This window comes from Mycobacterium dioxanotrophicus (assembly GCF_002157835.1).
Classification (GTDB): Bacteria; Actinomycetota; Actinomycetes; order Mycobacteriales; family Mycobacteriaceae; genus Mycobacterium; species Mycobacterium dioxanotrophicus.
Map to the genome: position 1 here is coordinate 6,012,545 of NZ_CP020809.1, position 11,609 is coordinate 6,024,153.

At 67.2% G+C, this 11,609-nt stretch carries 12 protein-coding genes; 7 read left to right on the forward strand and 5 right to left on the reverse strand.

Annotated features, from left to right (window positions below):
• Positions 1-5: 5 nt before the first annotated feature.
• Positions 6-1,139, reverse strand: a complete 1,134-nt coding sequence (locus BTO20_RS29220; RefSeq protein ID WP_087079397.1) for an ROK family transcriptional regulator — start codon at positions 1,137-1,139, stop codon at positions 6-8.
• Positions 1,140-1,288: 149 nt separating this feature from the next.
• Here BTO20_RS29220 and BTO20_RS29225 point away from each other — a divergent pair, with 149 nt between their 5' ends.
• A complete protein-coding gene (locus BTO20_RS29225; protein ID WP_087079398.1) occupies positions 1,289-2,515 on the forward strand; it encodes an MFS transporter in 1,227 nt (408 codons plus the stop codon).
• Here the strand turns inward: BTO20_RS29225 and BTO20_RS29230 are convergent.
• Entirely contained in the window at positions 2,486-2,905 is a 420-nt protein-coding gene (locus BTO20_RS29230; RefSeq protein WP_087079399.1) for a DUF5709 domain-containing protein, read from the reverse strand. The genes BTO20_RS29225 and BTO20_RS29230 overlap by 30 nt on opposite strands.
• Before the next feature lie 41 nt (positions 2,906-2,946).
• On the reverse strand, positions 2,947-4,110 hold the full coding sequence (locus BTO20_RS29235) for an acyl-CoA dehydrogenase family protein (protein ID WP_087079400.1): 1,164 nt from the start codon (positions 4,108-4,110) through the stop codon (positions 2,947-2,949).
• A 54-nt stretch (positions 4,111-4,164) separates the two neighbouring features.
• On the opposite strand from BTO20_RS29235, the gene BTO20_RS29240 reads away from it, so the two are divergent.
• The 6 genes from BTO20_RS29240 to BTO20_RS29265 all read left to right on the forward strand — a co-directional run bounded on the left by BTO20_RS29240 (position 4,165) and on the right by BTO20_RS29265 (position 8,233).
• Complete coding sequence (locus tag BTO20_RS29240) at positions 4,165-4,728, forward strand: TetR/AcrR family transcriptional regulator (RefSeq protein ID WP_232490892.1); 564 nt, start codon at positions 4,165-4,167, stop codon at positions 4,726-4,728.
• A gap of 61 nt (positions 4,729-4,789) precedes the next feature.
• Entirely contained in the window at positions 4,790-6,184 is a 1,395-nt protein-coding gene (locus BTO20_RS29245) for an acyl-CoA dehydrogenase family protein (protein ID WP_087079402.1), read from the forward strand.
• Positions 6,185-6,217: 33 nt separating this feature from the next.
• A complete protein-coding gene (locus BTO20_RS29250) occupies positions 6,218-6,847 on the forward strand; it encodes a VOC family protein (RefSeq protein ID WP_087079403.1) in 630 nt (209 codons plus the stop codon).
• 33 nt (positions 6,848-6,880) lie between these two features.
• Positions 6,881-7,072 carry a hypothetical protein gene (locus BTO20_RS29255; protein WP_087079404.1) on the forward strand — a complete coding sequence of 64 codons (192 nt, stop codon included), beginning with the start codon at positions 6,881-6,883 and terminating at the stop codon, positions 7,070-7,072.
• Positions 7,069-7,530 (forward strand): ribonuclease HI, encoded by a 462-nt coding sequence (gene rnhA, locus BTO20_RS29260; RefSeq protein WP_087079405.1) that lies wholly within the window; start codon positions 7,069-7,071, stop codon positions 7,528-7,530. Before BTO20_RS29255 ends, rnhA begins: the two co-directional genes overlap by 4 nt.
• 136 nt (positions 7,531-7,666) lie before the next feature.
• On the forward strand, positions 7,667-8,233 hold the full coding sequence (locus tag BTO20_RS29265) for a dihydrofolate reductase family protein (RefSeq protein ID WP_087082856.1): 567 nt from the start codon (positions 7,667-7,669) through the stop codon (positions 8,231-8,233).
• A 16-nt stretch (positions 8,234-8,249) separates the two neighbouring features.
• Here BTO20_RS29265 and BTO20_RS29270 read toward each other — a convergent pair whose 3' ends face one another.
• Complete coding sequence (locus BTO20_RS29270) at positions 8,250-10,508, reverse strand: ATP-dependent DNA ligase (protein WP_087079406.1); 2,259 nt, start codon at positions 10,506-10,508, stop codon at positions 8,250-8,252.
• Between the two features lie 9 nt (positions 10,509-10,517).
• Complete coding sequence (locus BTO20_RS29275) at positions 10,518-11,597, reverse strand: ABC transporter ATP-binding protein (protein WP_087079407.1); 1,080 nt, start codon at positions 11,595-11,597, stop codon at positions 10,518-10,520.
• Positions 11,598-11,609: the final 12 nt, after the last annotated feature.

An 11,609-nucleotide genomic window follows, 5' to 3' on the forward strand; every position in this document is an offset into this window, starting at 1 on the left:
GACGGCTACAGCGCGTCGATGGCCTGCGGGCTGAGCACCTCATCGAGGGCCATCGCGGCGCATCCGATCACCCCGGAGCGATCCCCATAGGTGGACGGTGCCACCTGCAGCACCCGGGTGGCCAGCGCGGTCGCGTTGCCGTACAACGTTTCCCGCAGCCCCGCGACGAAGATCTCGTAGGCGCCCGCCATGTCGCCCGCGACGACGAGCACCGCGGGGTTGAGCAGATTGACCGCCGCGGCGATCACTTCGCCGATGTGGCGGCCGCTGTCACGGATCATCCGGCGCGCATCGGCGTCGCCCTCGTGCGCGATCCGCACCAGGTCTCGCACATGGTTGACGCCGCCGCGCCCCAACTCGGCCACCAGCGCCCAGCCGCCGGCGATCGCCTCCAGGCATCCGCTGTCGCCGCAGCGGCACGGCAATCCGGCGGCCGCGGGAGTCTTGTTGTGCCCCAACTCCCCTGCCGCCTGCACGGCACCGCGCTGCAGCACACCACCGGTGATGATGCCCGCCCCGATACCGGTCGACACCTTGAGCACGAGCAGATCGTCGATGGCCCGGCGTTCGCCGCTGCGTTCGGCCAGGGCGATGACGTTGACATCGTTGTCGACGACGACGGGCGCGTCGGTCAACTCCCGCAGATAGGGCCGCAACTCGACGCCGTCCCAGCCGGGCAGAATCGGGGAGTCCAAGCTGGCGCCGCGCACCCGGTCGACGGTGCCGGGCAGGCTCACACCGACGCCGTAGACCCGGGCCCCCGCCCGCGCGTCCAACAGCGCGTCAAGGCGCTTGACCACGTCGGGCATCAGATCTCCGGGACCGAGGTCGGGTTGCTGATCGATGTCGGCGAGGTCGAGGACATCGCCGGCGAGATTGCACACTGCCACCCGGGTCCGGCTCCGGCCGATGGCCGCCGACAGCACCACGCCGGTGTCGGCATTGAACGAGAGCAGTGCCGCGGGGCGACCGCCGGTGGACGGCGCCTGTTCGGTCTCGACCACCAGACCGCGCTCGGTGAGCGCGGCCACCCGGGAGGCCACGGCGGTGCGGGACAGTCCTGTCAGGTGGCCGATCTCGGCGCGGGTGACGTCACGGCGGTCGCGGATGAGAGCGAGCACCTCACCGACGGTCGACATAATCCGAGCGTAACTTCGCTCACTTTGGCACGCAAAATACAAAAGTAAGTTGATGGAACATCAGAAGTCCGGATAGCGTTGCAGACGCCGTTCTCGCCAATGCCGTCCGAGAGCTCCCATATCCCGCCCTACCGGAGAGCCGTATACGCATGACGACGACTTCCCCCAACCGCCCGGCAGGACCCGTCTCCGTGGTCGCGCCCGATCCCACCGTGCGCTGGCTCGCCGTGGTCGCGCTGGCGCTCGGCGGCTTCGGCATCGGTACCACCGAATTCGTGGCCATGGGTCTGCTGCCCGACATCGCATCGAGCTTCGGCATCAGCGAACCCACCGCAGGCCACGTCATCTCGGCCTATGCACTGGGCGTCGTGGTGGGCGCACCGGTCATCGCAGCCGTCACCGCGCGGCTGCCGCGCAAGGCGCTACTGCTGGGCCTGATCACGGTGTTCACGCTGGGCAACCTCGCCAGCATGGTGGCGCCCTCGTACCCGACGCTGGTCGCGGCCCGCTTCGTCGCAGGCCTGCCGCACGGCGCGTTCTTCGGGATCGCCGCGCTGGCCGCCGCCCACTTGATGGGCCCGCAGAACCGGGCCAAGGCCGTCGCGCACGTGCTCTCCGGCCTGACCATCGCGACGGTGCTCGGTGTGCCGATCGCCTCGTGGCTCGGGCAGGCGTTGGGCTGGCGCAGCGCATTCGGCCTGGTGGTCGCAATCGGCGTGATCACCCTTACCGCGCTGTGGTTCTGGCTGCCCGATCACCTACGCAACATGCACGCCACCAGCCCGTTGACGGAACTCGGTGCGTTGCGCCGTCCTCAGGTCTGGCTGGCTGTGTTGGTCGGCATGATCGGCTTCGGCGGCATGTTCGCCGTCTACACCTACATCAGCACCACGATGACCGACGTCGCCGGGCTGTCCCGGGCGCTGGTTCCGGTTGCGCTCATGGTGTTCGGCCTCGGCATGGTGGTCGGCAACCTGGTCGGCGGCCGGCTGGCCGACCTGTCGGTGATCCGCGCGCTCTACCTGTCCCTCGGCACGCTGGGGATCCTGCTCGCGGTCTTCGTCGCGGCCGCCCACAATCCGTGGACCGCGTTGCTGGTGTTGTTCGGCGTGGGTGCCGCGGGGTCCGCGGTGGGGCCCGCGTTGCAGACGCGGCTGATGGACGTGGCGCACGACGCGCAGACGCTGGCCGCCGCGCTCAACCACTCCGCACTGAACATCGGCAATGCGACGGGCGCCTGGGTGGGCGGCCTGGTCATCGCGGCGGGCTACGGCTACACAGCGCCCGCTGCTGCAGGTGCGCTGCTCGCGGTCGGCGGTCTACTGGTGCTCACGGTGTCGGTGGCGTCAGAACGACAGCCCGCCATCCGGGAATGATTCGGGGATGATGTGGACCGCGGCCTCTTCAGCAGAGGCCGCGCCCCCGTCGATGCCGACCTCATACCCGAGCAGTTCGTCCTCGTCGTCTTCGCCGAATCCCGCATTGGGCGCCACCAGTCGGCCCGAACGGCGGTCTCCGACCTCGTCCTCGCCGGCCTGTTCGTCGGGATAGTCGGGATCGTCGAGCTGCATCGCCGGATCGGGCTCCTCCTCGGCGAGCAGCTCATCGAGGGTCTCGTGGTCGCGCGGTTCCCGCCAGCGATCCGGAGGCGTGTAGCCCTCGTCGAGCAGATCGTCGACGCCTCGGTCGATGAGGGCGTCCTCCTGAGTCAACTGGTCGTCGTCATCGACGCTGTATTCATCAGCGGCGTTGTCACGGTTGCTCATGTTCAAACGATGTCACAATTCGCGTGTGCCCGCCGTGGGCGTTACAGCGCCCGGCTGATGATCTCCTTCATGATCTCGCTCGTACCGCCGTAGATCTTGTTGACCCGCGCAGCTGCATAGGCCCGGGCGATGGGGTACTCCATCATGTAGCCGTACCCGCCGAAGAACTGCACACAGCGATCGACGACGGCGACCCCCTTGTCGGCGGCCACCAGCTTGGCCATCGAAGCCAGCGCGGGGTCGATGGTGCCGTCGATGAGCTGCTGCACGCAGTAGTCGACGGTGGTCTTGATGGACAGCACCTCGGCCTTCAGTTCGGCGAGCTCGAACCGGGTGTGCTGGAACTTGATCAGCTCGCGGCCGAATGCTTCGCGCTGCTTGGTGTACTTGATGGCCTCCAGCACAGCGGCTTCGGCCATGCCCGCGCAGATCGACGCGATCACCAGCCGCTCGCGCGCAAGCTGCTCCATCAATTGATAGAACCCCAGCCCTTCCTGGGCGCCGAGCAGATTCGCGGTCGGCACACGCATGTCGGTGAAGAACAGCTCCCGAGTGTCCTGACCGTGCTGCCCGACCTTCTCCAACACTCGCCCACGCTCGAAACCCTGTAGAGCATCGTTGGTTTCGGCGACGATCAGCGACACGCCCGCCGCACCCGCGCTCGGGTCGGTCTTGGCGACGATCACCAGCAGATCGCAGTGAGAACCGTTGGAGATGAACGTCTTCGACCCGTTGATGACATAATCGTCGCCGTCGCGGACGGCGGTCGTGCGCACCGCTTGCAGGTCGGACCCGGTACCCGGCTCGGTCATGGCGATCGCGAGCACCAACTCGCCGCTGATGACCTTGGGGAGCCAGCGCCGCTTCTGTTCGTCGTTGCCGTAGGTGTTGAGATAGTGCGCGACGATCGGCGAGTGCACCGACCAACCCGAGGCCGAGTCATGGGCAAGGGCAAGCTCTTCGGCCACGATCGCCGAGTACCCGAAGTCACCGCCGGTGCCCCCGTATTCCTCCGGCAGGTCCAGGCCGAGGAGCCCGGCGTCACCGAGCTTGGTCCAGAACTCCCGGTCCACCTGATGATTGCGGGCCCAGCGGTCCTGATTGGGCGTCGCCTCCTTGCGCAGAAACTCCGCGGCATGCCGGCGGAGCTCACGGTGGTGATCGCTTTCCCAGGTGGCGCGGTAGCCAGGAAACAGTTCCGACATGCCGCAGACGATACACTTGTATCGTTTACTGGTCGAATGTATCGGGGTGGACAGATGAACGACGAGGACCTGACCGCCAAGGCCCGAATTCGCAATACCGCGCTGGAACTCTTCGCACAGCACGGCGAGGACCGAATCGCGTTGCGCACCATCGCCGCCGAGGCCGGTGCCACCCTCGGTCTGGTGCAGCACCACTTCAAGACCAAGGCCGGCCTGCGCGATGCCGTCGACCAGCTGGTGGCCGACCACTTCGCGTCCACCCTGGCGCAGGCGCCGGCGAACGCCACCGTGGCGGTCCGCGACGAGGCCGTTCGCCAGATGCTGCGCGACAACCCTCCGGTGGTGAACTACGTGCGCCGCGCCCTTCTCGACCCGTCGGCCGAGCGGCTGCACCTGCTCGACGTACTCGTCGAACTCACCCAGCAGGAGGTCAGCAAGCTGCGCACCTCCGGGCGGGCATCGGTCGAACGCCGCGAATCCGCCCAGGTGGTCACCGTGCTGGTCCGGCAGATGGGCGAGCTGCTGCTGCAACCGATGGTCGATGCGATCTGGGAACGCGTCGCCACACCGGGCGGCGAGCCCAAACCGCGGCTCCGGGTGAGTGTCGACGACGCGTGAGCCGGGCATATAGTTCCGGCCGCCCCGCATTTTTTCCGCAACGACGGGGTACCCCCACGCCGTGGCATTCGACCTCACCCCGACCGCGGCCCAGCACGACCTGGCCCGCCGGACCCACGAATTCGCCGAGCAGGTCGTGCGCCCGGTCGCCGCCGACTACGACCAACGGCAGGAATTTCCGTGGCCGGTATTGGAAGAAGCAGCGGCCCAAGGCTTTTACAGCCCGCTGTTCTACCGTGACCTGATCGGCGACCCGACCGGACTGTCCCTGCCGATGTTCATGGAAGAGCTGTTCTGGGGCTGCGCGGGCATCGGCCTCGCCATCGTCATGCCCGCACTGGCGCTGTCTGCGATCGGCCAGGCCGCTTCGCCAGAGCAGATGCTGAAATGGGCTCCCGAATGTTTCGGCAGCCCGGGCGATCTGAAGCTGGCGGCGCTGGCGATCTCCGAACCCGAAGGCGGCAGCGATGTGCGCAATCTCCGCACCCATGCCGTCCGCAGCGGCCCGGGACCTGACGCTGACTGGATCATCAACGGTCACAAGATGTGGATCGGCAACGGTGGCATCGCCAACGTTCATGTGGTCAACGCCGTGGTCGACAAGGAGCTCGGCCACAAGGGACAGGCGCTGTTCATCGTGGAAGGAGGCACACCGGGGTTGGAGATGGTGCGCAAACTAGACAAGCTCGGCTGCCGCGCCTCACACACCGCCGAGCTGAGGTTCAACGACGTCCGGGTCCCCGCCGAGAATCTGCTCGGCGGCCAGGAGAAGCTGGAGCACAAGCTGGCCCGAGCGCGCGAAGCCGTCGAGGGCGCGCGGCATTCCGGCTCGGCGACGCTGGGCACGTTCGAGCAGACGCGGCCGATGGTGGCCGCGCAGGCACTCGGAATCGCCAGGGCCACATTGGAATACGCCACCGAATATGCGAACCGCCGGGAAGCGTTCGGTGCACCCATCATCGACAACCAGGGCATCGCGTTTCCGCTCGCCGACCTGGCCACGCAGATCGACGCCGCCCGGTTGCTCACCTGGCGGGCGTCCTGGATGGCGGCCACCGGGGTGCCGTTCGACCGCGGCGAGGGATCGATGTCGAAACTGGCTGCCAGCGAGGTGGCGGTGCGGGCCACCGAGCGGGCGATCCAGACCATGGGCGGCTGGGGTTACATCACCGATCACCCGGTCGAGAAGTGGTATCGGGATGCCAAGCTGTACACCATCTTTGAGGGCACCAGCGAGATCCAACGCGTCGTCATCTCGCACGCGCTCGGCGCCGCCGACGGCAAGCCGCCGCTGCACGTCGATCTGGAACCCTCGGGTGGGCCGTTGAACCGGTGGTTCGGTCGGGGTACCCCGCTGCGGACCCGCGCAGCCAATGCCGCCCTGTCGTCCAAGGACCGCGTGCCGGAACCGGTCATGCGCTTGGCGATGAAAGTCCTGCAGCCGCCGCGCAAGTGACCGGCGGCGCCGCGACGTAGGCTGAGTTCGGCCATGAGCATCACCGTCGACGAATTGCAGATAGCCGATCCCCCGGACGCCTGGGCGCGCGCCGGCTTCAGCGTCGACGCCGATTCCGTTTGTCGCGTCGGCGGCGTGCGCATCCGACTCATGGGGCCCGCCCGGGCCACCGGCATCGTCGGGTGGTCGTTGCGCGGCCTGCCCCCGGAATTTCCCGATGACCTCGACGGCATCCCGACGAGGCCATCGACCGCCGCCACCGCCCGTCCTGCCACGCACCCGAACGGAGTCACCGGCATCGACCACGTCGTGCTGCTGTCGGCCGACCTGGGCCGGACCGTCGCATCACTGGCTGCCGCCGGCGTGCACCCGCGCCGGGAACGCGACGGCGAACTCGGCGGACGAGCTATCCGGCAGATTTTCTTCCGGTTCGGAGAGGTGATCATCGAGGTGGTCGGTTCCCCGGAGACCGCGACCGACGGTCCCTCGACACTGTGGGGCATCACCTACGCCGTGGCCGACATCGATGCGACCGCCGCATTCTTCGGCGACCTCACCGGCCCCGTGAAAGACGCCGTCCAGCCCGGGCGCCGCATCACCACGCTGCGGCATCGAGACCTCGGGATATCGGTGCGGACGGCGGTGATCTCGGCGCGTCCGTGAAGCGGTAGCTGTCGGAATGCCTATCCTCAGGCCATGACCGCACCTGCCGACCGTGGCCCGGCCTTCGACGGCATCCGGATCGGCAGGCCCGCGACGGGCGCGCTCATCGATGCCGGGTACCGCGGCCTTGCCGATCTGCCCGGAGATCTCGACGGGCTGCTCGCCCTGCACGGCGTAGGCCCGAGAGCCGTGCGGCTGCTGCGTGAGGCCCTGGAGAATCGATGAGCGACAACATCGTCGTCATCCACACCGACGGCGGGTGCCGACCGAATCCGGGCCCCGGCGGCTGGGGCGCCGTGCTGCGGCACCGGGAACACGTCCGCGAAATGTGTGGTGGGGATCCGGGGCTCACCAGTAACAACCGGATGGAACTGACAGCACCGATCATGGCGCTCGAGGCGCTCACCAGACCCGTGGTCGTGCATCTCTACACCGACAGCACCTACGTCCGCAACGGCATCACCAAGTGGGTGCTCGGCTGGGAACGCAACGGCTGGCTGACCGCCGCGAAGCTCCCGGTGAAGAACGTCGACCTGTGGCAGCGGCTCCAGGCAGCCTGTGCACGGCACCAGGTCGAGTGGTTCTGGGTGAAAGGCCACGCGGGTATCGCCGACAACGAATTGGCCGACCAGTTGGCGACTCGCGGACTGCAGGATGCCGTGGCCCTGGCCGCCGTCCGCTGACGGTCTGTGGTACGCGCCGAAACTCACACCAGGGACAACTGAGTCGCGGAATTTGTCCCTGACGTGAGTCTCGGTGACTCGACACCGGGATCACCTCGTCGCGATGACTTTTGCCCTCGGGTGCAGTCTGATCTGCGTGGGCAAACTCATCTATGGCTTCAACGTGTCGGTGGACGGGTACATCGCCGACGCGCAAGGCAACATCGACTGGAGCGAACCGAGCGACGAACTGCACCAGTACTGGAACGACTTCGAGCGGCAGACCGCGTGCTCGTTCTATGGCAGGCGGCTCTACGAACTGATGTCCGCGTACTGGCCGACCGCCGACGAGGCCCCGGACGCCACGCCAATGATCGTCGACTTCGCCCGCATCTGGCGCGCCATGCCCAAGGTCGTGTTCTCGCGCACCTTGGAGTCGGTCGACTGGAACTCCCGCCTGGAACGCGGCGACCCGGTCGAGGTGGTACGGAAGCTGAAAGCCGAAACCGACGGCAGTTTGGAGGTCGCGGGCGCGACGCTGGCCGCACCGATCGTGCAGGCCGGGCTGGTGGACGAATACCGGATCGTCATCGCCCCCACCGCCGTCGGCGGCGGCACGCCGTTCTTCCCTACCCTGCCGTCATGGATCTCGCTGCGACTGTTGGAGAACCGCACCTTCCCGGGAGGTGTGGTCCTGCTGCGCTACGAGGCGAATCACGACTGACCGGACGGAGACGCAACTACTCCCACACCACATCGTCGGGCGTCTTGTCCGGGCGCAGACCCCGCCAGCTCGGCTGGCGCAGCCGATTGTCGGACGTGCGTTCGCTGTAGCGCACCTCGCCGACCAACTCTGGCCGCACGAAGGTCACCCCTCGCGCGTCGAGCGTGGGAAGTGGTGCGTTGAACGGTGATTCGTCGATGTGCAGCGGGGCAAGCAGTTTCTTGAGCTTGCTCAACTCCTTCTCCGTGAAGCCGGTACCCACGCGGCCGGCGAAGTGCAGCCCGCCCTCGGCCGGGATTCCGAGCATCAGCGCGCCGATACCGCTGCTGCGACCGCCCTCGCCTTGGCGCCAGCCGCCGATCACCACCTCTTGGGTGTTCCAGAACTTGTCCTTGATCCACGACGCCGACCGCCGGCCGGGTTGATAGGTGGCGTCCCGCTTCTTGGCGACGACGCCTTCGAACCGCTGCTCGCGGGAGTGGTCCATGGCCTCGGGTCCGTCACCGGGCAGCAGCGGCGGCACGATCAGCCCACCACCGGCTGCCAGCGCCTCCAGCAGCCGACGGCGATCGGTGTACTTGGCCCGCAACAACGACCGCCCGTCGAGCAGCAGAATGTCGAACGCCCAGAACTCGACCCGGGTGGACCGCGCCCGGTTCTGCATCTCACCGAAACTCGGTACGCCCGCCTCGTCGAGCGCGACGACCTCGCCGTCGAGTATCACGTGGTGGTCGGCGAGATCGGCGGCCAACGCCTGCAGCTGCGGATACTCGCCGGTGACATCGCGTCCGCTGCGTGAGCGCAGCTGCAGCTGACCGTGGTCGGCATCGACCAGCAGCCGGTAGCCGTCCCACTTACCTTCGAATGCCCATTGGGATTCCTTGAGTTTGGCGACGGACCCTTCGGTGGCCAGCATCGGCGCGAAGTCCTGCAGTTGCACCCGGGGCTGATCCTTCATCCGGTGCGCGAGCCAGTTCTTGCCCTCGGTCTGGATGAGGGCGTACCGGCCGTCGAGGCGGCTGCCGCGCAATGTGAAGATGACCTCGCCGTTCTTGGCATCCGGGTCGTCGGTGACCCGGAACTTCTCCGCCTCGTAGCTTCCGGTGTCCCAGATGATCATCTTCCCGGCGCCGTACTCCCCTTTCGGGATTGCGCCGTGGAAGTCCAGATACTCGATGGGATGGTCCTCGGTGTGCACCGCAAGGTGATTCACGGAGGTGGTTTCGGGCAGGTTCTTGGGCACGGCCCAGCTCACCAGCACGCCGTCGCGTTCCAGCCGCAGGTCGTAGTGCAGGCGGCGGGCGTGGTGCTCCTGGATCACGAACCGGTCGTTGTTACCCGTCGGGACAACGCTTTTGGGTACGGGCTCCGGTGTCTTCGCCGCGTCGCGCATGCTGCGGTAGGTGGTGAGCCTGTCGGCCACCGGCGCATCGTCGTCGAGCCCGACCAGCAGGTCACCATCCCGCGAAACCCGGTGCAGCACTTCGTCGAACCGCAGATGACGCAAATCCGGGTCCCCGATCTCGTCCCAGGTGCGGGGCGCGGCGACAGTCGGAAACTCCCGCCCGCGCAGGGAATACGGCGCGATGGTGGTCTTGGCGGCGTTGTTCTGACTCCAGTCCAGGAACACCTTGCCTGCCCGCAGGCTCTTGGTCATGGTGGCCGTCACCTGTTGCGGCATGGCGTGCTCCAGCTGCTGGGCCACCCGCCGCGCGAGCACCGACGCCCCCTGGGAGCTGACCGGATCAGCCAGCGGCACATACAGATGCAGGCCCTTGCTGCCGCTGGTCAACGGGTACGTCGTCAGGCCGATGTCGCCCATCAGCTCACGCACCGCCTGGGCCACCTCGCACAGCTGCGGCATGGTGACCCCCTCGCCGGGGTCGAGGTCGAACACGATCCTCGTCGCGGGACCCACCTCACCGTGGTCGAATCGCCATTGCGGGACATGCACTTCCAATGCGGCCTGCTGAGCGATCCAGGCCAGCCCCTCACGGGTGTCGATCACCGGGTAGGTCGTCGTCCCGGACTTGTGCACGATGGTGCCGCGCGCCAGCCAATCCGGGGCCGACGATGCGAGTTGCTTCTCGAAGAACGACGGCTCGTCCACTCCGTTGGGCCAGCGCTTACGGGTGACCGGCCGGCCTGCCATGTGCGGCAGCATGACCTCGGCGATGCTGAGGTAGTAGTCGAACACCTCGGCTTTGGTGGTGCCGGTGGCGGGATAGAGCACCTTGTCGGGGTTCGTCAGCCGAACCCGTTCGTAGCGCTCCATCACCCCAGGCTAGATGCGCGCGCCCGTCTGCGGGTGGAACAGGTGCACGACGCCGTCGGGGTGCTTGCGCAACCGTACGGTCTGGGCCAGTTTTGGCGCGGTGCGCGGATTGCACCGGGCGACCAGCTCCACACCGGAGCCCGAGCCCGCGTGCGTGTAAACGTAGGCCTCGCTGCCGAGGTCCTCGACCAGGTCGACCACCACCTCGATTCCGCCGGAGTCCACGATCTCCAGTTGTTCGGGCCGGATACCGATGGTGACCTCGGACAGGCCGTTCAACCGGGTGAGCTGCTCCCGCTCGAGATCGAGCGTCGAGTTCTCGCTCACCTGCACACCGTCGGCGACGACGGGCAGTTTGACCAGGTTCATGGCAGGCGATCCGATGAATCCGGCGACGAATTCGTTGACCGGCTTGTCGTAGAGCTCCGACGGTGAGGCGAACTGCTGCAGTTTGCCGTTGCGCAGCACCGCAACCCGGTCCCCCATTGTCATCGCCTCCACCTGGTCGTGGGTGACGTAGACGGTGGTGGTGCCCAACCGGCGCTGCAGCGCGGCGATCTGGGTACGGGTCTGCACGCGCAGCTTGGCATCCAGGTTCGAGAGCGGCTCGTCCATGCAGAACACCTGCGGCTCGCGCACGATCGCCCGTCCCATGGCGACGCGCTGACGCTGACCACCGGACAGCTTGGCGGGCTTGCGATCCAGGAACGGCTCCAGGTCAAGGAGTTTGGCGGCTTCCTCGACCTTGCGGCGCCGCTCGTCGGCCGGCACACCACGCAGTTTGAGGGCGAAGCCCATGTTCTCGGCGACGGTCTTGGTCGGGTACAGCGCGTAGTTCTGGAACACCATCGCGATGTCGCGGTCCTTGGACGGCACCCCCGTCATGTCCTTGCCGCCGATCTCGATGGCGCCCTCGTCGATGTCCTCCAGACCGGCCAGCATCCGCAGCGCGGTGCTCTTCCCGGATCCGGACGGGCCGACCAGCACCACGAATTCACCATCGGCGATGTCGAGGTTGAGCGAGTCGACCGCGAGCTTGTCCGAGCCCTCGTAGATGCACGAGGCGTTGCGGTAAGTGATTGCAGCCATTTCTTTTAACTC